Source organism: Cupriavidus sp. YR651 (genome assembly GCF_900101625.1).
Classification (GTDB): Bacteria; Pseudomonadota; Gammaproteobacteria; order Burkholderiales; family Burkholderiaceae; genus Cupriavidus.
Map to the genome: position 1 here is coordinate 124,312 of NZ_FMYZ01000008.1, position 24,679 is coordinate 148,990.

The 24,679-nt window shown below is 67.4% G+C and carries 19 protein-coding genes; 3 read left to right on the forward strand and 16 right to left on the reverse strand.

Going from position 1 to position 24,679, the window contains the following annotated elements; all coding sequences use genetic code 11:
• Positions 1-34 precede the first annotated feature (34 nt).
• Positions 35-952, forward strand: a complete 918-nt coding sequence (locus BLR29_RS21555; protein ID WP_176861020.1) for a glycosyltransferase family 2 protein — start codon at positions 35-37, stop codon at positions 950-952.
• A gap of 256 nt (positions 953-1,208) precedes the next feature.
• Here the strand turns inward: BLR29_RS21555 and BLR29_RS21560 are convergent, their stop codons facing one another.
• The 3 genes from BLR29_RS21560 to BLR29_RS21570 form a co-directional block, all read right to left on the reverse strand.
• A complete protein-coding gene (locus tag BLR29_RS21560) occupies positions 1,209-3,260 on the reverse strand; it encodes a serine aminopeptidase domain-containing protein (RefSeq protein ID WP_092139380.1) in 2,052 nt (683 codons plus the stop codon).
• Positions 3,261-3,342: 82 nt separating this feature from the next.
• Positions 3,343-5,688, reverse strand: a complete 2,346-nt coding sequence (locus BLR29_RS21565; protein WP_092139382.1) for a polysaccharide biosynthesis tyrosine autokinase — start codon at positions 5,686-5,688, stop codon at positions 3,343-3,345.
• A 77-nt stretch (positions 5,689-5,765) separates the two neighbouring features.
• Positions 5,766-7,322: a mannose-1-phosphate guanylyltransferase/mannose-6-phosphate isomerase gene (locus tag BLR29_RS21570; RefSeq protein ID WP_092139384.1), complete on the reverse strand. Its 1,557-nt coding sequence runs from the start codon at positions 7,320-7,322 to the stop codon at positions 5,766-5,768.
• A gap of 328 nt (positions 7,323-7,650) precedes the next feature.
• Between BLR29_RS21570 and BLR29_RS21575 the strand changes: the two genes are divergently transcribed.
• A complete protein-coding gene (locus BLR29_RS21575; protein WP_092139386.1) occupies positions 7,651-8,721 on the forward strand; it encodes a DUF1839 family protein in 1,071 nt (356 codons plus the stop codon).
• 50 nt (positions 8,722-8,771) lie between these two features.
• Here BLR29_RS21575 and BLR29_RS21580 read toward each other — a convergent pair whose 3' ends face one another.
• The 11 genes from BLR29_RS21580 to BLR29_RS21630 form a co-directional block, all read right to left on the reverse strand.
• Entirely contained in the window at positions 8,772-9,500 is a 729-nt protein-coding gene (locus BLR29_RS21580) for a Crp/Fnr family transcriptional regulator (protein ID WP_092139388.1), read from the reverse strand.
• 386 nt (positions 9,501-9,886) lie between these two features.
• The gene (locus BLR29_RS21585) at positions 9,887-12,448 is read right to left on the reverse strand and encodes a glycosyl hydrolase 2 galactose-binding domain-containing protein (RefSeq protein ID WP_092139390.1); all 2,562 of its coding nucleotides are present in this window, start codon (positions 12,446-12,448) and stop codon (positions 9,887-9,889) included.
• The gene (locus BLR29_RS21590) at positions 12,445-13,431 is read right to left on the reverse strand and encodes a DUF1839 family protein (RefSeq protein ID WP_092139392.1); all 987 of its coding nucleotides are present in this window, start codon (positions 13,429-13,431) and stop codon (positions 12,445-12,447) included. Before BLR29_RS21590 ends, BLR29_RS21585 begins: the two co-directional genes overlap by 4 nt.
• Positions 13,432-14,406 (reverse strand): amino acid--[acyl-carrier-protein] ligase, encoded by a 975-nt coding sequence (locus BLR29_RS21595; RefSeq protein WP_092139394.1) that lies wholly within the window; start codon positions 14,404-14,406, stop codon positions 13,432-13,434. It abuts the gene before it with no gap.
• A gap of 10 nt (positions 14,407-14,416) precedes the next feature.
• On the reverse strand, positions 14,417-15,628 hold the full coding sequence (locus BLR29_RS21600; RefSeq protein ID WP_092139396.1) for an acyl-CoA dehydrogenase family protein: 1,212 nt from the start codon (positions 15,626-15,628) through the stop codon (positions 14,417-14,419).
• Positions 15,625-15,876: an acyl carrier protein gene (locus tag BLR29_RS21605; RefSeq protein ID WP_092139398.1), complete on the reverse strand. Its 252-nt coding sequence runs from the start codon at positions 15,874-15,876 to the stop codon at positions 15,625-15,627. Before BLR29_RS21605 ends, BLR29_RS21600 begins: the two co-directional genes overlap by 4 nt.
• A 94-nt stretch (positions 15,877-15,970) precedes the next feature.
• Positions 15,971-17,374 carry an undecaprenyl-phosphate glucose phosphotransferase gene (locus tag BLR29_RS21610; protein ID WP_092139400.1) on the reverse strand — a complete coding sequence of 468 codons (1,404 nt, stop codon included), beginning with the start codon at positions 17,372-17,374 and terminating at the stop codon, positions 15,971-15,973.
• 106 nt (positions 17,375-17,480) lie between these two features.
• The gene (locus BLR29_RS21615) at positions 17,481-18,161 is read right to left on the reverse strand and encodes a phosphatase PAP2 family protein (RefSeq protein WP_092139402.1); all 681 of its coding nucleotides are present in this window, start codon (positions 18,159-18,161) and stop codon (positions 17,481-17,483) included.
• Positions 18,162-18,642: 481 nt separating this feature from the next.
• The gene (locus BLR29_RS21620; protein WP_092139404.1) at positions 18,643-18,918 is read right to left on the reverse strand and encodes a hypothetical protein; all 276 of its coding nucleotides are present in this window, start codon (positions 18,916-18,918) and stop codon (positions 18,643-18,645) included.
• Between the two features lie 95 nt (positions 18,919-19,013).
• A complete protein-coding gene (locus BLR29_RS21625) occupies positions 19,014-19,556 on the reverse strand; it encodes a helix-turn-helix domain-containing protein (RefSeq protein ID WP_255371352.1) in 543 nt (180 codons plus the stop codon).
• A gap of 384 nt (positions 19,557-19,940) precedes the next feature.
• Complete coding sequence (locus tag BLR29_RS21630; protein ID WP_092139406.1) at positions 19,941-20,801, reverse strand: helix-turn-helix transcriptional regulator; 861 nt, start codon at positions 20,799-20,801, stop codon at positions 19,941-19,943.
• A 492-nt stretch (positions 20,802-21,293) separates the two neighbouring features.
• Between BLR29_RS21630 and BLR29_RS21635 the strand changes: the two genes are divergently transcribed.
• Complete coding sequence (locus BLR29_RS21635) at positions 21,294-22,946, forward strand: phage integrase family protein (RefSeq protein WP_092139408.1); 1,653 nt, start codon at positions 21,294-21,296, stop codon at positions 22,944-22,946.
• Between the two features lie 53 nt (positions 22,947-22,999).
• Here the strand turns inward: BLR29_RS21635 and BLR29_RS21640 are convergent, their stop codons facing one another.
• Together BLR29_RS21640 and BLR29_RS21645 are read right to left on the reverse strand one after the other, a co-directional pair.
• On the reverse strand, positions 23,000-24,016 hold the full coding sequence (locus BLR29_RS21640; protein WP_092139410.1) for a ParB/RepB/Spo0J family partition protein: 1,017 nt from the start codon (positions 24,014-24,016) through the stop codon (positions 23,000-23,002).
• 5 nt (positions 24,017-24,021) lie between these two features.
• Complete coding sequence (locus BLR29_RS21645) at positions 24,022-24,678, reverse strand: AAA family ATPase (protein ID WP_092139412.1); 657 nt, start codon at positions 24,676-24,678, stop codon at positions 24,022-24,024.
• Position 24,679: the final 1 nt, after the last annotated feature.

A 24,679-nucleotide genomic window follows, 5' to 3' on the forward strand; every position in this document is an offset into this window, starting at 1 on the left:
CAACGCATCCGACCGCGCACAGCAAGGAGAAACCGTGGACTCCCAAGACCAGCATTGCGCGACGGCATCGCCTCGCATTGCCGTCATCATCGCCACCAAGGGGCGTCCCCAGGCGGCGACCCGCGTGCTCCGCCTGCTGGAGGCACAGACGCTGCCTCCAGACATCGTCGTGGTCTCGGCCAGTTCGCAACAGGATGTCGAGGCGCCGTTCGAGACGACCTTGCCCATCGAGTACGTGTTCGGCACCGCGGGATTGCCGGCGCAGCGCAACCGGGGCATGGTCCGCGTGATGCCGGCGTTCGATGTCGTGGTCTTCTTCGACGACGACTTCGTGCCCGCGCCGGACTGGCTGGCACGTTGCGCCGAAGTGTTCTCCGCGTGGCCCGACGTGGTCGGCCTCACCGGCGACGTCGTCCGCGATGGCGTGCGGGGCGACGCGATCGACTGGGACGAAGCCATCGCGCTGGTTGGCGACAATCTGGTGGACGCGGACGACACGGCAATCACCGCCACCTCGCCGCTCGAAAAGCTCTACGGCTGCAACATGGCATACCGCACCGCCGCCATTGGCAGCCTGCGCTTCGACGAGCGCCTCGTGCTGTATGGCTGGCTGGAGGATATGGATTTTTCCCGCGCCATGAACCGCAAGGGACGGCTGGTGAAGGCGCTGGCCGCGCGCGGCGTCCACCTGGGCCTGCGATCCGGCGGACGCGCCTCTGGCGTGCGCTTCGGCTTTTCGCAGATCGTCAATGCCTGGTATCTGCATGGCAAGGGCGCGCTGACCGCGCGCGAGGCCTGGAGCAACACGCTGCGCGCGCTGCTGGTCAATGGCGCCAAGGCGTTCTTCCCCGAGCCACATATCGATCGACGCGGACGGCTGGCGGGCAATTTCATCGGCCTGCGCGAACTGCTATCCGGACGCTGCCGCCCAGAACGAGGCGCGGACCTCTAAGAGGCGCTATAGAAATGATTCTGGCGTCGTTGCGCGGCCTTGCCGTACCACTTGTACTGTCTGCGGCCGCGCCCTTGCAGGGCGCGCATGCGCTGGCACGCGCATGCCGCTACGCAGGCGGATCGCGTGCGATCCGAAACCCCTGCTTCGCCCTAGCCAGAACCGCTATCGCTTCATTTCTATAGCGCCTCTAGCGCCGGGGGGCACCGGCTTAAAGGCGCTCTGCCTCTCCATCCCCTTCTGCTTCTCCATCCCTTCAGCCTTTCGATTTCGCCACCGGCCCGCGGCGGGCTGCTGCCGGGATGCGCAACCTGACGGGCGATGCCTTGGGCCGCACGACGCGGGCCAGGCGGACGGGCTGGCGGGCGGGCTGTGGAGCGGGTTCGCGGACGGGGGCGCGGGCCGGTTCGCTGGCGGGAGCCGCCGCAGGCCGCGACGGCGCCCGGGCCTGAACCTGGGCCTGGGCCTGAGCCTGAACCTGGCTGAGGTGTTCCAGCAGATGATCGGCAAAGGCCTCCCGGCTGACCTCCAGGAACAGCGAGTGATCGAGCATCGGCAGGATGCGCAGGTTGACCAGCGGCAGGTCGTCGAGCCCTTCCATCTGCTTGCCTAGCCCCAGCCTTGCCTCATGCAGACCCACGTCGCTGGCGCCGTAGAGGAAATCCGTCCGCACGCCCCGGCGATCGAGCTCGCGCACGGCGGCGCGCGCGAAGGCGGCCACCGTGGCGTGGTCTTCGCCGTCGCGCGATGGCCCCGCGGCCTGCGCGCCGCTTTCGCGCACGCGATACCAGATCCGGCGGGCCATCGCGGTGATCAGCCGCCGCGCCCCGATCTGCCCGCTGCAGAGACGGCGCCAGTTCTCCCACTTCCCCATCGCGGCCAGATACACGCGAGCCGAGCGCAACTGATCCGTGGCCGCGGCGTCGTCCGCCGCATCCCAGCGGAACTTGACGAGATTCGCCAGCACCAGACCGTTGACGCAATGATTGGCCAGCGCCGCATGCAGGCTCAGGAAGGCGCCCGAGCACACGCCGGCCAGCACGATGTGCCGGAATCCGCGCGCACGCATCCACTCGACCGCTGTGCTGACGTCTTGCCTGGGCGTCCGTGCGTAGATGGCCGACAGGTTCATCTGCCGCCACGCGCCGGGGCTGTCGCCCAGCGCCGAGACATCGAGCCGCAGCGCAGCCATGCCCTGCCGTGCCAGACGCCGGGACAGGTCGACGAACATCCGGCCATCGCCCGCGTGATGGTTGCCGCCGGTGTTCGGGAAAATCACGGCGGTGGTGGCGGGGGTCCGTCTGCCGCTGCTGGCGCCCGGTGTGCACAGGACGCCGAACAGCCGCCCGTTGTCGATCCACACTGATTGCTCGATGACGCCGTCGGCGTCGAAGCTGGCTTCCACGCCGATGTGACGAGCCGCCATCGCGTGTGCCGGCGGAAGCGGAGACCGTGTTGGCGCTGATCGCGTTTGCAATCGGGCATTCGATGCCGCCGAGGTGGCCAAAGTTGGCGACAGGGCCATCACCCAGCCGATGACCCGCGCCCACGCGTCCGGGGGCACTGCGGCGTATTCGGCCGACTGCATCAGCGACGGATACTCGGCGAAATCTTCCACCTCGACCTGTGCCCCGGCCGCCTTGTACTGGCGGGCCAGTGCGGCCACGGGCGAGGCGGGGTCCGGCCAGGCGTCCAGCCACAGCATGCGCGGCGCGGGAGCCTCCGGCAGCGCATCGAGCCGCAAACCCTGGATGGCGGTGACCGTGGCGGCGTCGATCCGGAAACTGAGCACGTCCTGCGCGCCGGGTGGCGCCGGTGGGGGGACCAGCTCGGGGATCGCGCTGTTGCGCCAGCCGGCATGCAGGGCGCGGAGTTCGCGCAGGTAGCTCCGGCCGTCCACGACCGGCGCCAGCATGACGAGGCCCGCAACCGCCGGCCCGCTGCTGTCCGCCATTTTTGCGGCCGCCAGTGCGGCCAGCAAGGCGCCGAGCCGCAGCCCGCACAACACCACGCGCCCGACGCCCGTCTGCGCCCGCAGCAACGCGGCGGCGGCCGTGATGTTCGCGACGGCGCGCGGGATGAAGTCAGGTTCGTCACCGGTGCCGGCGGCGTCGCCCGTGCCCTCGTAGTCGAATCGCAGCACCGGAACGCCTGTGGCCGCCAGATCGTCGGCAAGATGGCGCCACGCGCGATGCGTCCACATCGCTTCGTGCCCTTGTGGCGCGCAGAGTACGACGCCAATGTCCGCAGTAGTCCCCGTGTCGGCGTGCAACCAGCCGACACAGCCCCCGAAAACCAACCGCTTCATGTGCATCTCCTGTGCGGCTACCGGTCGGACCCGGCGCCGGCGTACGCAGAAACAGGTACGCCGGTGTCGGGGGAATCGCCGGTTACGCCTTCTTGTCTTCTACAACTGCCGTATGGCCAATCTGCTTGACCTCCGGTGCGGCGACCGGCATTCCGAGATAGGGATTCATGCTGCCGAAATCGGCACGATTGCTGCGCTTGGGCGTCACGCCATTGAGAATGCCGCCCAGCAGGCGGGCATCGGCACGCGCCAGGCGCTTGAGGGTGTCCTCGACCTGCGTGGGCAGCGTGGATTCGGCGCGCAGCACCAGCAGCGTCGAGCCGGCGAGGTTGGCGACCAGCGTGGCATCCGCCACGGCCATCACCGGCGAGGTATCGATTAGGACGAGGTCGAAGCGCTCGGCGCAGGCTCGCAGGCATTCCGCCAGCGCGGGGCGCATCAGCAACTCTGACGGGTTGGCGGGTGGCGTGCCTGCCGGCAGCATCGACAAGCCGTTGACGACGGTCAGCCGCACTGCTTCCGGCAGCACCGCGCGGCCGGCGAGCACTTCGGCCAGGCCGGGTCCGGGCGGCTGGTCGAACCAGCTGGCCACGCGGCCGCGACGCAGGTCGGCATCGATCAGCAATACGCGCTGGCCCGCCTCGGCAAACAGCACCGCCAGGTTGACCGATGCAAACGTCTTGCCGGCGCCGGCGGTGGGGCTGGTGACCGCCACCACGTTGTCGCGGGTGCCGCGCAGCGAGAAATGCAGCGCGGCACGCACGCTGCGCAGACCCTCGACGGCGACGGAATGCGGGGCGTTGCGCGCCAGCAGGAACTGGTCGTGCAGGCCGAGCCGCACCAGCCGCTCCGTCCCCTCGTCTTCGAGCAGCGAGATCTCCGCCAGGTCGCGCCCGGGCTGCGGGCGTTCGAGCCGGGCCAGCAGCGAGGGCGCCACACCCACCGCGGCATCCGTGCGCGTCTTGGAATCCAGCAGGCGATCCAGTTCCGCCTGCTCGCGGCTGTAGGCGATGTCGCCCAGCATCGGCAGGCCGAGGCTCTCTTCGGCATCGTTGGCGTTGGCGACCGTTGGCTTCATGCGCTGGCGGACCGACACGAACCCCATCGCCAGGCAGATCCCGAGCAGGCCGCCGCCAGCCGTCAGCGGCAGCCGGCCCATGCCGACCGGCGTGACCGGTGTCAACGCGCTATCGATCACGCGCGTCTGGTGGGTACGGTCGAGCTGCGCCAGCGAGAGGTGCTCAAGCTTGTTGCGCAGCGTCATGTACATGTCCTCGGCCACCTTGACGTCGCGCGTCAGGGCCACGGATTCGCGCTCCGAAATGGACAGGTTCTGCAGGCGGGTGTCCATGTCGCGGCGTTCGCGTGCCAGCTGCTGGATCTGGTTGTCGATCGTGCGCACCTCGTTGGACTCTTCGGTGAACCGCTGCAGCATCTTGGTCCGCTCCAGGCGCAGCAGGGCGATCTGGCGCTGGTAGTCCATGCTGCCGTTCAGGAAGGACTGGGCGTCCTGGCTGGGCTGCATGGAGCCGGCCCGCGAGCGATAGCGCGTCAGCGCCGCCTCGGCGCGTTCCAGCTCGCTCCTGACGCGCGGCATCTCGCCGGTCAGGAAGGCAAGCGTGCCCGCCGCCTCGTCGCGCCGGCGCGCGGCCTGCCCGTTGATGTACGAATCGGCGATGCCATTGATCAGCGCGGCCACCACGGCACGGTCGGCGTTCTGCCACGCAATGCGGACGGTGCTGGCATCGTTGCCATCGCTGTCGATGCGCAGCTCGCGCGCCACGGTGTCGATGGTCTGCGCCGTTTCATGCCGTGTGACGGTGAAGCGCGTGCCCGGATTCGCGTCGATGCGCGCCACCTGGAACGTCACGCCCTCGGCCTGCACGATCTCGCCCACATTGCCCTCGAGCACGGTCGCATCCCTGAGGCGCAGCCGGTAGGTGTTGGCGGGCAACACCTCGAGTGTCATCGGCACATTGAGCAGATGCTCGGGCACATTGAAGGTGCGCACGTCGAGCTGCTCGCCGCCCCAGGCGTAGCCGAGCTGCGCGGGCCACGGCCCGATCAGCTTGCCGGGCTCGGCAAAATGCGCGGCCACGCCGCCTATCAGCGGCGCGCGCAACGGTTCAACCGAAATATCGAGACGCAGGCGCTCCACCACCGGCCCGACGACGGCGCGGCTCCTGAGCATGCCGACGTCGAACGGCGCGGTCTGCTGCGCGGCAGCGGGCTCGTCCTTCGGATAGACCTGTACCAGCGTGTGCGCGCGATAGACGTAGGGCCTGGAGATCGCGGCCGCCCCGGCGATGATCGCGCCGACGAGCCCCGCTGCAAGAATCCAGCCCGCGTGGTCCAGCAACGCCCGCACTTGCGCGCCACGCCTCCGCGACACTCCCCCCGGCGCCGGCATGGTGCCGGCAGATGACATTGTGCTCACGAATCGCTCCCTGACTGCTTGGCGCGTCAGCCCTGGTGCCCGCCCGACCCAGGGCCGGCACCCGTGGGCTATTTGCGCCCGTAGTTATCCTCGAATCTCACGATGTCGTCCTCGCCCAGATAGGCGCCGGACTGCACCTCGATGATCTCCAGCGGCGTCTTGCCCGGATTTTCGAGCCGGTGCAGGGTGCCGATGGGGATGTAAGTCGACTGGTTCTCCGAAAGGATGCTGACCGACTCTCCGCAGGTCACGCGCGCCGTGCCGCGCACCACCACCCAGTGTTCTGCGCGGTGATAGTGCATCTGCAGCGAGAGGCTCGCACCGGGCTCCACCACGATGCGCTTGACCTGGAAGCGTTCGCCATGGTCGATCGAGTCATAGCAGCCCCAGGGCCGATGCACCTTGCGATGGTTGACGACCTCCGCGCCATGCTCGGTGCGCAGGCGATGCACCACGTTCTTGACGTCCTGCACGTGGGCCTTGTCGACGACGAGCACCGCGTCCGCCGTCTCCACCACCACCACGTCCTGGACTCCCACGCAGGCGATCAGGCGGCCTTCGGAGTGGGCCAGGCACGAGGACGCGCCGTCGAACAGCACGCGGCCGCGCGCGGCATTGCCGGAGGCATCCTTCGACGCGATGTCCCAGATGGCGGCCCACGATCCCACATCCGACCAGCCGGCATCGAGCGGCACCAGCATGCCGGGAATGTCCGGCAGGGTTTCCAGCTTCTCCATCACCGCGTAGTCGATCGAATCGGACGGGCAGGCGTCGAAGGCTTCCTTCTCGATGCGGAACAGCTCACCGTTGGTGCCGCTGCCCTCGCCGGCCTCATACGCCGCACGGCACTGGCGGTACATCTCGGGCTGGAGCTCGCTCATGGCCCTGAGCCAGACCGATGCCAGCACCACGAAGATGCCGCTGTTCCACCAGTACTCGCCGGATTCCACGTAGTGCCTGGCCAGCTCCAGATGCGGCTTTTCGACGAAGCGTTCGAGCGCGAACGCGCCGGGATTCACGGGCACGGCGGCGCGGATGTAGCCAAACCCCGTCTCGGGCGCGGTTGGCCGCACACCCAGCGTGACGATGGCGCCGCGTTCGGCATGCATGACGGCGGTTGCCGACGCCTGCCGGAAGGCTTCCGTATCGAGCACGCTGTGGTCCGCCGGCGACACCACCAGCACGGCATCGGCGCACTCGCCGGCACCGGCAACGGCATGCAGCGCGGCGATGGTGAGCGCCGGTGCGGTGTTGCGGCCGCACGGCTCGGACACGATGCGCGCACGCTTGCCCTTGCGCTTGAGCATGTCCGCCACCATGAAGCGGTGTTCCTCGCCGCAGACCACGATTTGCGGCGGCTCGATGCCCGCCGGCCGCTCCGCGCGCACGGCGATGCCTTCCAGGCGGTACGCGGTGGCCTCCAGCAGGGTGTCTTCGGCGACCACATTGAGCAATTGCTTGGGATACTGCTCGCGCGACAGGGGCCACAGACGCGTACCCGCGCCGCCCGCCAGGATCACCGGCTGCACCGCCGGCCGCAGGAGGGGGCGCACCACAGGCGCTTCGACGAGCGTCTGCAACGTGCTGGGTGGCAGGGTCTTTTCACGGCTCCGGGTTCTCATCATTTCTCCTGCCTGCATCGTGCGCGGATCATTGCCGCGGCCTGGTTGCGCATCCTGGCCGGTGCCCCGCACGGTACGCAGAATCGGGTACGCATGACGATCCCGGGCACGCGTCCAGGGGATGCGGCCCAGTGTAGGAACACAGCCAGATGGGTATCTGTTCGATTCCACACGCACCCCGGGCGGTCCCGCGCCCGCACATCGCCGCGCGGACTTTGTTGGACAACGTACCGATTCGCCCACGCCCTGGCGTTGGAATACGGGTGGCCGCGCATGCGCCTGCCGCGCCGGAAGCGATCCGGCTGGCATCCGATTCTTGCGGAGGAACGACATGGAGCGCAGTTCTGCAACCCTCTTGGAGACGCCCTCCGGCGACGGCCAGCCGGACGCCGTCACGACCGCCGCCGTTGGCGCGCGGGCGCAGACCGCCGGCATGCCGCGCCCGGGTGGCCTGCATGGCGAGGACGCGATCTGGCAGGAAACCAACTGCTATATGGATCTGTGGATCGAACTGCTGTACGGCTGGGGGCTGGACCCCCGCGCGGCGCTGGCGTTCACGGTCACACAGGATTTCGAAGGCGATCACTTCACGTTCTTCAAGTATCCGCAAGCCGACCTGGAGCAGCTCTACGGCACGGTCGTCCAGGAAATGGCGATCTACGACACGCTGGAGGCACACATCGCCGGGCAGGTGGACCGTGGCCACGCCGTGCTGGTGGAGGTGGACAGCTTCTACCTGCCGGATACCCGCGCCACGGCCTACCGCCGCAGCCACGTGAAGACCACCATCGCCATCGATCGCATCGACACGGCGGCGCAGCGGCTGTGCTACTACCACAGCCTCGGTTACTACACCGCCGGGGGCGAGGACTACCGTGGCCTGCTGCGGCTGGACCCCGCGCTGCGCGACAACGGGGACATCCTGTTTCCGTACGTGGAGTGCGCCAAGCGGATCAGGCCGCCGCTGCAGGGCCGCGCGCTGGCCAACGCCGTGGCCGGGCAGATGCGCCGGCATCTGGGCCGGCGCCCACTGCGCAATCCCGTCTCGCGGTGGCGCGATGAGTTTCATGATCAGGTCGGCAATGTGCTGGCGCGCGGCGACGCCTATTTCCATCACTATGGATTCAACCTGCCACGGCAGCTCGGCGCCAATTTCGAGATGCTCCATCACTGCCTGACATGGCTGGGCGAGCATGGCTACCGGGTGCCAGCACCAGTGATCGGCGCGGCCACGGCCATCGCATCGGAGAGCAAGGTGCTCCAGTTCCGGCTGGCCCGTGCGGTGGCGCGTCGCCGGCATGATCCGTGCACGGCGTGCCTGGACATGCTGGAGTCCGCCTATGACCGGGCCATCGACGGCCTGCTGATGTCGTTCGGCAGCACCGACCTCGCCGATGCCTGAGCGGCCGTGCGGAGCGGGGCGCCGGTGGCGCCCGCCCCGCCACGGTCGGTTCAGGCGTGGGCCAGGGTGAGCGCCGGCAGCAAGCGGTCGTACTCGCGCTTGACGAGCTTGTAGCATTCGCACGAGTGCTTTTCCAGGCCGCAGCGGTCGAGCACGGTGATGTGCCCGCGGCTGTGGTGGATCAGGCCGAGGTCTTCCAGCTTGCCCGCCGCCTCGGTCACGCCCTCGCGGCGCACGCCCAGCATGTTGGCGATGACCTGCTGCGTGATCACCAGCTCGTTGGAGCTCATGCGGTCGATGGCCAGCAGCAGCCAGCGGCACAGTTGCTTGTTGAGCGAGTGGTGACGGTTGCAGGCCGCCGTCTGTGCGATTTGCGTCAGCACGGCCTGCACGTACAGCAACGTCACGCGTTGCAGCGCGGGCAGGTGAGTCAGCTCCGCACGCAGCGCACGGGCCGGGATGCGGTAGGCAAAGCCAGGGCTGCGCACTTCCACGCGGCTCGGCATGGTGTCCCCGCCGGTGACGACGGGAATGCCCACCAGCCCTTCATTGCCGACGGCGGCGAATTCCACCGTGGCGCCATCCTCGAGCAGGGAGAGCAGCGAGACCACCGACGTGGTCGGAAAATAAACGTGGACGATGCGCTGGCCGGAATCGGTCAGCAGTTCGCCGGCACGCAGTCGCACGAGTTCGAAGTGGCGCGACAGCGCCTCCCATTCGTGGCGCGGCAGTGCATTGAGCAGGTGATTGATATGCAGATCCGACCGATGCGTAATCATGGTGATTTCCCTCCCACTGACCCGGGAGCGACATCGGTAGCGGTCCACACGGAAAACCCGTGAGAGGCCTGTGACCCGATTTCGCCGCTCCACCCGTTGTCGACTGATGGCGATCTCCGGCAACCTCGCGGTTGCCACCCGTTTTACCCCCGGTGCGCCAGCCCCGGTTCGTTGTCTCGTTGTTGACTGTATTAAGGGCCATACGGGTCGGAACCGTCAGTAGGCAGACGGTTGGTGCGGCGGTCATGCTTTGGTAGGTTGGATGGAGATAAACGGCGGAGAACGCGGGGTGGAGACCGGCTGGGAAGCGGGCCGCGGAAGGACCCGCCGGCACCCGCCCAGCCGCCCGGCACATGGCTCGGGCGGAGAAGGTGGAGACAATCGATTCAGGCGTCGTAGGGGACGGGCCGGTCGGCGTTCAGGGCTGAGATCTCGCCCGAAGGGATGGCTCCCGCCGCGCCCGGTGCGGGCGTCTCATGCATCAGGCGGATACGGCGCGATTCTCCCGGCCCCAGGTGGAACCAGTCCTGCGCGGGACGGAAAGCATGATCCTCAATATGCACCCAGCGCGCGAAGCGCTCCGTGCTGACAGTCAGCCACCACTCACCCTCCACGCATTCCACCGCGCCTCTCAACCCTGGCGGGTGCAGCGCGGCTGCGCGCCGGTCGGGCAGATAGGCCGCCTGGCTGAGCAACGCGGTGCTGCCGTCCGCGGCGGTCTCCACATCGTGCAGCGTTGCCAGCACCACATCGTGCGCGGGCGGGCCAAAGCGATACGCGTAGGTAAAGTCGAAGAAGTGCTCGAGCAGGTCCGCCGCCGCCAGGCGTCGCACCTCGCGCGGGGCCAGCGTGAGCGTCAGCGTGCCCTGCGCCGCCACGGCCGCGCCGTCACGCAGGCAGCGCAGCGTCAGCGCGACGGTGCGCGCGCGCCCGGTTTCGTTGATCAGGTGGACATGCAGGCCGTTCAGACCCTCGTCCGTCATCAGCACCTGCAGCGGCTGCCACACCTGCCGCAACGCATGCCACGCGGATTTCGGACGCGCCTTCGCGTCGACGATGCCCCAGCCGGCGCCCGGCAACAGGTCCTGCAGCTGCCAGACCAGGCCGCCCGCGCAGGTCGACCCGGCGCGGCGCCATTCGCTGAAGACCTCGGTCATGATCTCGGCCACCACCGCGCGCGACAGCGTCAGGTAGCGGGCCGGCTGCTCGTAGCGCAGGCGCGGCGGGTCCACCTCGTACAGCGCGCGCAGATAGAAATCGCGGATGTCCTCGAAATCCCACGCCGCGCCGGCATCGCGTGGCACCCGGGCCTTCCAGCGCGGATCGTGCAGCGGCTGCGCCAGCCCTGCCTCGGCCAGCGTGCGCGCGCATGGCACGTTGGCAAACGCCAGGCATTCGGCGGCAAAACGCACGTTGGCCAGCCGCGCATCGGCCAGCGGCCGTTGATAGGCGCCCACGCCGTAGTAGTGCGTGACACCGGTATCGGGCTGGAACGGCCACGCGCCCTCGCTGGGCGAATTGCGCACATAGATCACGTCGGGCCGGTGCTCGGCCACCAGCCCCGGGATCAGGGTATCGAACAGCGGCTGGCGCCATGCGCTGCGCGGCGCGCCCATCATGGCGGCCTGCTGCTCGGACTCGCTGCCGCCGCACAACACGGCCAGGCTGGCGTGCGCGCGCGTGGAGGCCAGCCATTGCGCCACTTCGCGCGCGGCGTCATGCATCAGTGCCGGGCTGGCGCTGGTATCGCTGCCATAGTCGAAGTTGGCGAACATGAAGTCCTGCCAGACCATCAGGCCGAGCGCATCGCACTGGCGGTAGAAGGCCTCGCCGGGATAGCAGGTCACGCCGCTGACGCGGACCATGTTGGCGCCGGCATCGCGCGCCAGTTGCAGCCATTGCGCCACGGCCTCGTCGCTGTCGGCGAGCCCCGGCAGATCATGGCTGGAAACGCACGCCCCGCGGCAGAACACGCGTTCGCCGTTGACGCGCAGCGCGAACGATCCGGGCTCGCCGTCACGGTCTTCCGTGATCGTGCGGAAACCCGTTTGCCCGCAGTCGATGGCATGGCCGATCACGGTGGCCTGAATGCGGTACAGCGCGGGATCGCCATGCGTGTGCGGCCACCATTGCCGCGCATCGGGCACGCGCAGCGCACCGGCCAGCGTGTGGGTATCGACGCGCCGCAACTCGCCATGCCAAGCGCGATGATCGGGCCCCACGGCGCACACCTCGCCAATCGCAGGCGCCGGCCCCGGGAAGTGCAATTGCAGCGACACCACACCGTCGCGGCCATCAAGATGACCGGCAAGCTCCGCGCGCACGCCATGCGTGATGTCAGGGCCTTCCGGATCGAGCAATTCGATATCGCGCCACGGGCCCACCGCATGCACGGGCGGACACCAGCCCGGCATGTGGCCGAGCAGCGTGGTGCGCACCGCGCGCAGCGTGGGGGGCACGATCATGCGCGGCTTCCAGCGCACCGGTCCGCGCTGCGTGCGCAGCCACGGATGCAAGGCACGGAAGCAGAGATAGAGCGTGTTTTCCGCGCCGGCCAGGTCGACCTGTACCTGATGCGCGGCGAACATGTGGTGCGTCGTCAGCACCATCACGCCGTTGAGCCAGACTTCGGCCAGCGTGGCCAGCCCGTTGAAGCGCAGCAGCCGGCGTCCGCTGCCGGCAAAGCGCAGGCGGTACCAGTAGTCGTGCTGATGCAGCGGCGGCGGGGCCGTGTCATCCCAGCGCCCGGCGGCACGCAACGCACTGGCCACCGTGCCGGGTACGGGGGCCGGCAGCCAGTTGCCGTTGTCGGCCAGTTCGCCGGGATGCGCCACGGCGCCGGCAAACGTTTCGAGGCAGGTCCAGTTGCCTTCCAGGCGGGCATTGCCCACCGCCACGCCCGCCCGCGGCGCGGGCAGCAGTGCCGGTTCAGGATCGCGTGCGGTCATGGCTGGTCCGTCCCGAAATGAGCGGCAAGCGCGGGCACCGTGTCCTTGTACGCCGCCTCCAGCTGATCCAGGCAATCCTGGCAGGGGTCCGGCTTGTGGCTGATCACGGCCCGCATGAGCCGGAACTGCATCACCATGGCTTCCGACGCCATGGTGTAGCACGCTTCGGCCACGGTATCGGGCAGCACCTGGCCCTGCATCACCAGCCAGCGTACATAGCGCCCGAGTAATTCGAAGTTGGCGCCGAGCTGGCGCAGCACGTTCGCGGCATAGGCCTGGAAATTGGGCTCGCCGCGCGCCATCAGCTGGTCGAGGTGATCCGGAAAGGCCGTGCGGAACGCGCAGATGGGGTTTTCGCGCGGCCGTCGCACCAGGTGGGCGCGCAGCAGCCCCAGCGATGCCCGCACCAGCGCGGCGTCCGCCTGCGCCGTGAAGCGCCGGCGCACCACCTCCGCCTGCGGAAAGAACGCGGCGCCGCGGCTGATGGCGTCATCGCCCGGCATGCGGAAAATGGCCTCGTAGTCTTCGCCGCTGGCCGTGTGGTAGCCGTCGTGATGGTAGTACCCGACCGCCGTGGCCTCCGGCACCAGCACATCGATGGCAATGCTCGATCGCGCGTGCTGGCGCCGGTAGGCCTTGCCCGCCTGCGGCAGCTGGAAGTTGTCGACCTCGAGGATCACCACGTTGCCGCAACTGGTTTGCGCGGCGACGTGGGATTCGAGCCGGTCATACGTCGACAGCTCGTCCCTGACGATGCCGTACAGGCACTCCATATCCCCGGCGGGGATGTTGGAGGACGTGAACTGATCGCCCGAAAAATCCTGAGTCACCGTGAACGGCAACGCGGCGATAGGCTCGAGCTCCCATCCGTGCAGCAGCTCGACCCAAAGATCGATATGCCGGTTGGTGTGTGACCAGACCGGATTGCCGCCGTGCAAAGCGTGGGCGCCAGAACGCAGTCGCACCTTGCCATCCCCGTACATTTAGAGTCCTCCAAGCGTCTCGCGGACCGGCTGCGGCCAGCGTGCCGGGTCCAGCCCGTGATGCCGCAACAGGGCCAGCACCAGCCGCTCGATGCCAAAGCCCACGCAACCGGTATGTGCCGTGCCGCCGTCCGCCAGGCCGATGCGCCACAGCGCACCGAAGTGGTCCATGTGGTAGTTGAAACTCATGCAGGCCGTGGGCGGCTCGCCGTCGTTGACCGGAATCAGCAGTTCGAACTTGAGCTTCTGCTCGCGCTGGCTGTCGGCGACGATCTTGCCGCCGCGTCCGAAGAACGGATCGTTGGCCACGTCCAGTTCCATCGGCAACTGGAGGGCCGTCGCCAACTGCAGGCCGCGCTCCATCCAGACCTGCCGGAACGCCAGGATGCGTGCCGGCGGCCCCAGGCAGACGTATTCGCGCTGGCGGAACAGCTGCATGCGCGTGGGCTCGAGCGACGGCTCGTGGCGATAGCAGTACGACAGCACATCCACGACCTTGCCGGTCATCGGCAACGGGCCGCGCCGGGCAATGACGGGATAGATCGGATAGCAGGCGGCGGGCGTCAGCACGACACCTGTGGGCGCCTGCTGGTCGGTCCAGTCCTGCCGGTCTTCCAGACGGGCGAGCAGCCTGCGGTGGGCCCGCTCGTCGCCGCAGAAGCTGTGCACCGTGCCGGCCAGTTGCGGAAAGCTCTTCAGGTATTCGCTGGTCTCGAAGTCCGCCAGGCCCATCGCGGGCGGAAAGCGCAGGACCTCGGCCTCCTGGTCGGCGCCCAGCCGCGTGATGGCGGCGTTCAGGCCATCGCCGATGGCTTCGAACACGGCGCTGCGGCCATACAGGCCGGGCACGCCGCTCTCGATCAGCAAACCCGCCGAGAGCAGCGCATCGAGATACGTCGGCTGCGCCCGTGCGCGGGCGAACAGCCCGCCAGCGCCGCCGATCGCCTCGGCCCCGCGAAAAGCGTGTGCGTCCATGAGGCCTCCTTCAGGACCGGTCGGCCAGCAGCAGGTTGGCCGTATTGGTCTGAATGCGATCGTTGTTGATCATCAGCGGCGCCGACCACAGGTCCCGGAGATGCCGGCCCAGGCTGAACGGCGTGCCGTGCTTGTAGCCCGCCATGCCGCAGACGAGCATGGCCTGCTGCACGGCTTCGAGCGCCATGGTCGAGAGCGCCGTCTTGAGACCGTTCATCTCGGCGGCCAGCGCGAAGGCGGCGGACACCGACATCTCCGCATGCTGGTGGCGCTGACGCTGGTGCGCGAGCGCCAGGTCCAGTCGGCCTTCCATCATCTGCAACATGCTGACGGCTTCTGCCACGCGCGGTGCCGACGGCGGCAGCGATCCCGGCCGCGCCCGCGCCTGACTCTGGAAGAAGACCTTGGCGCGCGCCACGGCATCGCTGGCGATGCCGAGCCAGAGTGCGCTCCAGAGAATGTGCGAGACCGGCGTCATCGTGCTGTCGGCGATCTCGCCGAACGGCACGGCGAGGATCTGGGCCATATCGCCCGTGGCTTCCAGCCGGAAGCCGTTGCTGCACGTGCCGCGCATGCCGAGGGTGTCCCACGCGTTCAGGCTCTGCAGCGTGTAGTCGCCCTTCAGCGCGCAGACCAGCACCTGGTCCGATGGCGAGGCGTCCGCATGCCGGCGCGCGGTAATCAGGATGCCGTCGGCGTGCGCCCCATAGGAAATGGTGGGGGCCATCTTCAGCAGGTGGAACCGTTCGCCTTCGGCATTGACCGCGCAGCCGCTGCTGCGCAGCGCGCCGCCGATGGCTTCCTCGGACGTGGCGGACGCCAGCAGCAGCTGGTCCGTGGCCACGCGCGCCAGCAGCGAGGCATGCCATGCGCTGCCGGCGCCGTGTTCGAGCAGGCAGGCCACCTGGATCTGATGCATCGCATAGATCATGCCCGTGGAAGCGCAGGCCTCGCCCAGCACCTTGCAGATGTCCGCGACCGTGGCGAGCGAAGCGCCGGCGCCACCCATCGCAACGGGCACCATCGCGCCCAGCAGGCGATGCTGGCGCAGGACGTCGAAGGCTTCGTGGGGAAACCGCGCGTCGTGGTCGACGGCGTCCGCATGGTGGCGGGCGACCTCGGCCGCGGCCTGCGCCGCGATAGTCAGCGCTTCGGCGGAGACCGCGCCGGCACCGGCGTCGGGGTTCGCATGCGCTAGCGTGACCCTGGCAGCGGGGCTCATGCCGCCTCCTGCTGCGCGCGGATGGCCTCGACGGCAGCGGCCAGGGAATCGATGCTGCGGAACAGCTGTCGCGTCAGCATCTGATCCGGGATCTCGATATCGAACGCGTTCTCCAGGGCGAGCATGACGTGGACCGTCGCCAGCGACGACAAGCCGGCGGCGTAGAGATCGTCCTGGTCGGCCAGCGAAGCCAGCGGCACATCGAGCCGCGCCACTTCGCCCAGAATATTTCGAATGGTTGCTTTCATGTCACCTCCAGTCACGTTGGCGCGCTCTATTCCATGCGTTTCCGGCGCGTGCCTCGGTGCGATGTCGCACCAATCTGCGTGGTGATGTGTCGTCCTAGTACGCCGCCGCGCCGGTCCAACCGTGGACTGCCGTGCGCAGGATGATGCGAAGGTCGAGCTGGAACGACCAGTGCTGGATGTAGTAGATGTCGAACTCGATGCGCTTGCGCATCTTCTCGATGGTGTCGGTCTGGCCGCGCAGACCGTTGATTTGCGCCCAGCCGGTGATGCCGGGCTTGACGCGGTGACGCAGCATGTAGCGGTCGATCAGTTCCTTGTAGAGCTCGTTGTGCTCCATGGCATGCGGGCGCGGGCCGACCACCGACATCTCGCCGCGCAGCACGTTGAGGAACTGAGGCAGCTCATCGAGGCTGGTGCGGCGCAGGAATGCGCCGATGCGGGTCACGCGGGCGTCGCCGCGCACGGCCTGCGTGACACCGGTGTCCTGGTGCACCTTCATGGTCCGGAATTTGTAGACATTGAAGGGACTGCCATCGATACCCAGCCGTTGCTGCCGGAACAGCACCGGCCCCGGCGACGACAGCTTGACCATCGCGGCGATCACCAGCAGCACCGGGCTCAGCGCGACCAGCACGCCGAACGCAAAGGCGCGGTCGAAGCTGGCCTTGAGCAGACCCGTGATGCCCGAAACCGGCGGGCTGTTCAGGTCGATGACGGGCAACCCCATGAAATCGCTGAAGCGGTGACCCAGCAGCTCGACGGCGGCCACATCGGGAACCCAGCGGATATCGATCAGTTCGTTGCGGAACTGGCGCACGACGTCGGAAAGATCGCGGCAGGCCGCCATCGGCAGCGTGAGCCAGATTTCCCGCACGCCGTGTCCCCGGACGAAGGCATTGACTTCATCCATCGTGCGCAGCGTTGCAACGCCGGCGGGAATGACGTCGGACGACTCGTCGTAGATGCCAACCACCCGGTAGCCTGCGGCGCGGATTTCCTGGACGCGCGTGTACATCTCGCGGCCAAGCGGCCCGTAGCCGAAGATCACCACGCGCTTGGCGTTGATGCCCTGCTGGCGCACGTTGGCCAGCATGCGGAAGGCGATGGCACGCGTTGCGACCAGCGCCAGGCCGACGCTGGAGAACCAGCCCATGGACCAGATCCGGGACACGGCGGCGATCTGGTGCATCAGGAACGCGGCCAGCAGGCCGATCACGAACACCGTGGTCCATCCGGCCAGCAGGCGCAGCGCCAGCGCGGCCTGGCTGCGGCCTCGCCACGACTCGTAGACACCGAAACCCGGGAACACCACCAGCGCGCCGAGCGAGCACAGCATGGTGAGGAAACCATGCACCGGTGCCGCCTCGCGAATGCCGCCTGGAAAGTAGAGCGCACCCATCGCGATGCCGCTCGCGGCGATCAGCGCCACATCGCAGAGCCTGTAGAGGTAGTGAAGCGTAGTATGCCGCTCGGCGGCAACATTCCAGTTTGATGCCATGACCGCCCCAAAGCCCTTGCGGGAACTATCGTGGAGTCATGGTTGCGCACGGCCCCCGGGGCGTCTGTTGGCGGGCGCACACAGATTCGGGCGCCCGGGGCGCGTGCTATCCGCGGCAGGGAAGCGCGGGCGGGCCGCCGTAGCCGGACGCGCCGCGATCGCACGCATGGCGAGGCCGCATGGAGGTCCACTCGCCGCGCTGGAAGGGTCGGTCACGGCCGGAAAGAAATACGGCGAGTTCCTGCACCCACTGGTGGGTCACGCCGGCCATGCCGCTCACGGGGAGCACCAGTATCGTGGCGAGCGCGAGCGACGCCACCAGCATGGTCAGCGGCCCGCGCGGCATCTCGCGGCGCATGATGAACGGCAGGCTGACGCAAAACCCGAGCGCGAGTCCGCTCAGGACTTCGGACATGGAATGCGCGTGCAGCATCAGGCGCGACGCGCCCACCGCCAGCGCGACGAGCACGCCGGCGGCCGCGGCCAGCCATCCCAGCCGCGGGTGCCCGGCCGGCGTCGCCAGGTAGAGCAGCACGGGCAGGATGGACGCCGCCATCATGGCGTGCCCGGAAAACCCGGTGAAGTTGATCGCCGCGCTGCCGATCCCCCATCCCAGGAAGGCCAGCTTGGACGCCAGCACCACCAGCGCCGTGACGGAAAACGCCAGCAGCCAGTGACGCGCCGGTTCCGAGGCGCCGCGCCAGCGCAGCCATCCGTAGAGAAAGACCGCGCACGGCAGCAGGAAGGCCGATTCGCCGAAGAAGGAAATCAGTTGCCAGCGGCTCATGGGAAAACGAGGGAATGGGGAATCACGACGATGGTCCGGTGGGCTCGACGGGGTGGCCGGAACCGGCAGCGTAACACCGGCACCGGGCCGCATCCATGGCACTGCGCGTCGCATTTCTACCTCCACCCATCCCGAAGCATGAGGCTTGCGGGGGCTGTTCTCGCGCGTGCCGCGTGCCCGGTTTTCCCTCGGCACCTTTCCGCGCCTCGCACCGTGTCTCTCGCACGCATTGATTTCCGGGGATGAGACGTAAGGCAGGCATGCGTCTTCTGGTTGATAGAGAGTCGCGTCGCGATTCGATATGTTCGTTCATGATGGTCGGCCCTGAAGGACCGGCCATTTCAAAGCCCGCATGGTCCCCCGGTCGGCGGGCTTCTTTTTTGGGGTTTCCACGACAGGGGAAGTCATGCGATGCGGGCCGCAAGCGGCCGGCGGCCATGGTGGTCATGGCCGTCCATCGAACGAACGTGGTGCCAGTCGCTCAGGATTCTGTCGGTCCCAGCCTGACGATGCGCGCCTGGGCGACGATCATCGCGCGGGCGGTGTCGAGGTGACGGCTGGCCTCGCGCTCGCCAATCTCGCGCGCGGCCAGGATGGCGGCGGCCTCGGTGGCGAAACGCCGCCCATGTAGCTCGCCCCGATACAACAACGGCCCGCCAACGATGGCGAGCCGGATCTCATAGCAACATGCCCACTTGCCCCGGCCCTCGCGCACGGCAAAACCGTGGACGACCAGGATGTCCAGACTGTGTTCCATACGACCCCCTGCGTCCCGCAGCGGCCGGCCATGCAATGGCGCCAGCTTCTGACTGCGGGCATTTCAAGCATAGGCCGCGGGGGGCGTCCGCGCCTTCATCCGATCGCAGTAGAGCCGTCGGGATGAAAGGGTTGGGTACGCAAGGGTGGGAGGGGGGGCGCCGGCTCGGTGGTACGAGGATGATGGGCGCGCAGCAGTGAGAGCGCCTTGCGGGGGAAGCACTGGCCGCCAGCCCAGACCAGCGCCGCGGCTGCGCATACCTGCTCCACGGGCGCCGGCACGGCCAGACAGCCGCTGGCACCGAGGCGGGCGGCATGGACCATCAGCGTTGAATCGAGCGCATCGGACAGGACCAGCCAGCGACGAGGCGCCAGCCGGGCATGCACGCGGTCCAGCAGCACGCGGGGGTCGCCCTCCACGCCGCTGCAATCGACCAGCACGATATCGACCGGGCCGTATGGCACGGGCTCGGCCTCATCGGGATTGTCGATCGTGATCACGCGGGCGGCAGCGTGGTCGTCATCGAGCAGCCATTCCGGTGAGTGCCATCGAACCGGGGTCGGAATATCCAGCCCCTCCATACGGCGCGCAAGAATGCGGCACATCATTTCATTGCTGGCGATCAGGTAGGTCGTCATCGACAGAGATCGGCATTGTGTACGCATGACACCGCACGGCGTTGTGCGCCGGCGGCGCGCCCGCACAGGGGCGGGGCGTCGAATCGGGATGCGCCGGCGCCGGGTAGGCGCATGCGCGGGAGGGCCTCCGCCTGAGGCGTCGGCAACGGCAGGTAATGCGGCTAGCAACACGCGGCTAGCGACGGGGCTAACAGGCTGACAATCGGGCCAGGAAAACAGGCAGTGGCGGCGTTTGATTTCGGCGAAGATGCGCCGCGCACCGACCTTCTTCAGAAGTTAGCAACCACGGCCAGCCGCCGCCTCATGCTTTTGGATGAGGGAGGGCCGGCAGATGGTGGAACGGGATGGCTTGCCGCCCGGGGCGTATTCCTCGGGGCGCCCGGATCAGGCGGCCTCACAGGACTCCCTCGCATGGAGGGCGACGGTTGTCATCGAAACATGCGACGACGCCGGCTTGGTCACCGTGGGGCCCGGCCAGTTCAGCGACGCACCACGCTGGAGCGCCACGTATACCGCCTCGCCCTTGTTGCGCACGTGCAGACGCTGATACAACGTGCACGCGTGCGTCTTGGCGGTTGCCACCGAGATGTTCAGCAATCGGCTGACTGTCTTGATCGGATAGCCGCGCGCCAGCAAGGCGAGAACCTCGTACTGTCGCTCGGTGATATTGAGGAGGTGCGCGCCGGCCGAAGGTGTCTCCAGCGGCAAGGCATGCGCATGGGGGCCGTTGGCCATCGCATCGGTGGGCACGCTGTGCAGCGGCACCACGATGGGTGCGGCAAGGCGGGCCTCCGTGGGCGTCGCGGAGGCGGGCGCGGTTGTGCGCGGCATCGACGGCTCGGCCCAGCGCGCGGCGGGCAGCTGCGACGGGAAGCATTCCCCACCGGCCAGCACCAGGCGGATCGCCGCTTCGAGCGCATCCGCGGAGCAGGTCTTCGCCAGCAGGCCGCGTACCACTTCAGGCAGGCCCGCTTCCGGCAGGGCCGTCGGCGTGTGGTCCGCCAGCACCAGCACCCGCAGCGGCTGCAGGCGCTGGCAGAGTTCGGCGAGGCTTTGCCATCCGGCTTCGACGTCCGCGGGCAGGCCGTAGATCATCAGATCGGCGTGGCGCGTCCACGGATCGGGTTCGTGCAGGGTAGCGGGGTCGATATCGACGAGATCACCTGGAACATGTGCCTGGGCCAATAGGTGGCGCAGTCCGAGGCGCAGCAAAGGATGTGGCTCGAGCAAGAGGATAGTGGCCATGGCCGCTCACTTCTTATTGGCGCGCTTCGGGAGGTTGCAAGGATTCCCTGGCGCGCTAGTTGGAAACGCTCCGCTTTTGGTGCGGCTGCATTTCCATACGATCTGGTATCGCCTCCTGAGCCACGCAGCGACCCCGTCCTGGTTCGCTACCGTTCGGCCCTCCCTCGGAGGATGCCAGACCGCCCCGTTTGCGTATGTAACGCGTTAGATGCCTCTGAACTCTGATTCAAATTAAATCTAATTCTGTTGTTCAGCATAGGAAGGTCGCGAAGTGAATGCAAGGTGATGCTGCAGTGCAACGGGTATTCCCTCACAAGTATGACAACCGACCTTTTGGAATATGGGATGCGGTAATCGGTGCGCCACTTCTCCTTATGTTCGATTAGAATTATCGGCATTGCGTTTTGCTGGACATTTGGACCCGGGTCGATTCGGGCTCCGGCGAAGTGCCTTATCAATCAATAAGTTAGCGCTGGATCACGCCTCGCCCATATGCTCACCGGAAATCACCTCGTCAACCTCACTCGCAGCGAATTTGCGGCGGTTCGTGCCTACGTGCAGGGCATGCCGGCGGCGATGGTGGTGGCGCGATATTTGTCGGACGACGGGGATGACGACGATGGCGCAACGGAATCTGCCCTCCGGACGCTGCTGGGGCTCCGGGACCGGATGGTCCAGTTGGCACACCTGCATGGGCGCCTGGATCTGGCGGAGTTGCTGGAGCTGGGCCCCGGGCGCTCCAATCGGGGCATGGATCGCCTGGTGGAGGCGCTGGCGGAACTGGAGCGACTGGGGATGGCCCTCCCCCGTGCGGACCATGGGGTGGAACTCTGGTTTGCGCCGGCGCTGGCCCGGCGGCTGCGGGCTGCGGATATCGGCACGCTACGCGGGTTGGTTGCGGTGGCCAATCGTCGGGGCACGGGGTGGTGGCGAGCGGTGCCGCGCATTGGGGCACTTGCCGCGAAGGTGATTAATAAGTGGCTTTTTGAGAACCGGCAACACGTGAAGGATGAGGACGGCGCCCCACTTCTGGGTGCGCATGTCGGGAACCTCAAAGCGCTGGCGCCCGCTGCGCTCGGCCCAAAATTGGCCCAACTGGTGCCGCTGGAGCGGATGAGCGTGGAATCGACCGATTCTGCTGACCTCCTCAAAAGTGCTATAAACGGCACTTATGAGGAGGGAGTGCTGTGGGTCCATCGGTGGCTATCTTCTGTGTCGGCGGACAACTCGCCAACGTGGCTGGCCTATCGGAAGGAAGCGGAGCGGCTTCTGCTCTGGTCCGCCGTCGTCCAGGGCAAGCCATTGCTGTCTCTCACTGCCGAAGATTTAGGTACGTTTTGGGATTTTCTGGCCGATCCCGCACCCGTCAACCGCTGGTGCGGTCCGCGCGCCTCGCGGGAGTCCGCGGCCTGGCGTCCGTTCTCGGGGCCGCTGGGCGAAACCAGCCGCCGGCACAGCTTGCGGGTGCTCGGCGCCTTGTTCAGTTGGATTGACGCGCAAGGGCTGGGGAACGGGGTGTCGCCACGGAAGAACTGGGTACGCTTTGACGAATCTGGCGACGTCAAAGTGCCGTTGGCGCCAGATGCGGAAGGGAATCCGTTGGCCGAATCGAACCCCGCGACGAGGCTCGATGATGCGACCGTGGCCCCGTTCATCGATTGGCTGCGGGAGCGGGGCTCCGCGGTGGACGGCATGCGCTATCGGGCTGCCGAAGCCGCTGTCCAGCTGATGCGTGAAGCTAACTTCGGCATGGCCGAACTGGCGTCGGCAACATGGAAAAACCTGGAAATTCCGGACGCAGCATTGGGTACGCTTTTGCTCCGTTCCCTGCATAACCATTGGCAGGACCGGGGTCTGGCGATCGCCCGGAATGGTGGTCCTGTGGGGGAGGATATCGGCGCCATCCCGCTGCTCGCCCCCCCTGCCCCGCCCCCGACCGGACACGCGCGCCGGAAGGCAACCACCGCCCCGCATGCCGGCTATTCGGTTCGCGGCCTCCATGCGTTATTGAGCACGGTGCTGGCCCGCTACCGGGAATCCTGCGATCCCCACTTCCCTGCCCGGACGCCGCGAGAGCTTCGGCCCGCCCTCTCCCTCTCCGGCGGTCGCGCTACCGTTCAGAGCGAACCTTTTGCTGCGGACTAGCCGGGGCCTCGGGCAGCCCTCTACCTTGCGGCTAGCCCTGGCTACGGCGCGCCTCAGATCAGCGTCTTGTCGAGTCCGAAGCGGGACTTGAGCACTTCCAGAAGATCCTCGCGCGCGTTGCGGTCGGTCAGTTGGACATCGAGCATCACGCGCCCTGAATCCCATTCCTTGATCGTGCCGAGCAACTGGCCCGCTTCCGTCCGGATCTTGTACTGACGGCTGATTTCCTTCACCTTGCGCGACTTGCCCTCTTGGGCGTGCTTGCGGATGGCTTCCACCTCACGACTCGACAGACCGTCACTCATGATCCGCGAGGCGAGGTCGCGCGTCCGATCCTCGCCAGCAATCTTGCAGTACAGCGTCAGCTCATACCCGGCCGCGATACCAATCGCGCTGGGCCGCTCGCGCATCACGGCGAGCACCGACTCCGGCAACTTCAGCAGCGCGAGGGTCTTGTTCACGGTGCCGGCCGACATGCCGGTCAGTTCGCAAATTTCTTCTTCCTTTTGAACTTTTCCTTCATCGAGGAGCTGCCGCCAGGCGATGGCGTTGTCCAGCGCCGACTGGTCCGACCGCTGCTCGTTCAGCAGGAATGAGAGCCGGTAGAAATCCAGGTCGCTAAGGTCGCTCTCGATGAAGCATTCCATCTCGAGCTTGCCCGCCGAGGCGAGCGCGCGTTTGCGATAGTGACCGTCGATCAGGATGTAGTGTCCCGGACGCGTGGGGTCCGGCGCGGCCAGGCCGGGCGTCTTCTGCCCGTGGGTCGCGATCGATGCAGCACGTTCCTGCACGACGGCCGGGTCGTAGATGCGGCGCGCGTTGAACGGGTTATCGTGCAGCTGGGCCAGCGGCACCTTGATCAGCGTGCGACCGGGCTCTGCCGCTTCCACACTTTCAGCGCTGAAAACGGACGCCGGACGCTCCGGACGCGGGGTCTGCAACAGGCCGTTGGGATGCTGGGAAATCGCGGCTTCCGCACGCGCGAACCGGTCGATCGCGTCGCTACGGGTCTTCTCTGCCGCCATCCCGGCCAGCATGCCAGCCTTAAGGCTTTTCAATTTCGTTGCCATACGTCTTACTCAATCAGGGACAGGATCTCGTCGACCATCATGTCGACCTCCTGCACGGCCTCGCGTGCGCCCGGTACTCCGTGGACGGTGCAGCCGATCGCCTGGCACTCGCGAAATGCGGAGCGGGAGCCGATCATGGCGTTCAGCAGCGGGACGTCACCGTCGTCGCCCAGGATCTCGATTGCCTGGCGCGCGATGGAAACCCGTCGCTGGACCATATTGGCCATCACGCGGATCTGCAGCGTTTCATTCTGGACCTGGGCGTGCCGCGCCAGCGTCTTCGCCGCAACGGCGGCCCAAAGATCCGGCGGAGAAGGCACGACGGGAATGATCGCCAGGTCGGAAATCAGCAGCGCGCTCGATGGCGCGGCCGAATGCACGGCGGGCGGGCAGTCGACGAGGATGTAGTCGTAGTCGTGGATGAATTTGCGGACTTCGCGATGCATTGCCCCGCCGGAAGGCGCAAGGCCGATCACGGAAGCCGGGAAAGGGCGTTCATCGCTGGCCTGTGCGGCCCAGCGGGTAGCGGTGCCCTGCTCGTCCATGTCGACGAGCATCGACCGGGCGCCGCGCAAGCCCAGCGTGCCAGCCAGGTGCATGCTGACGGTGGTTTTTCCGCAGCCGCCCTTCTGGTTGAAAACGGTGATGATTTTTGCTGGCACT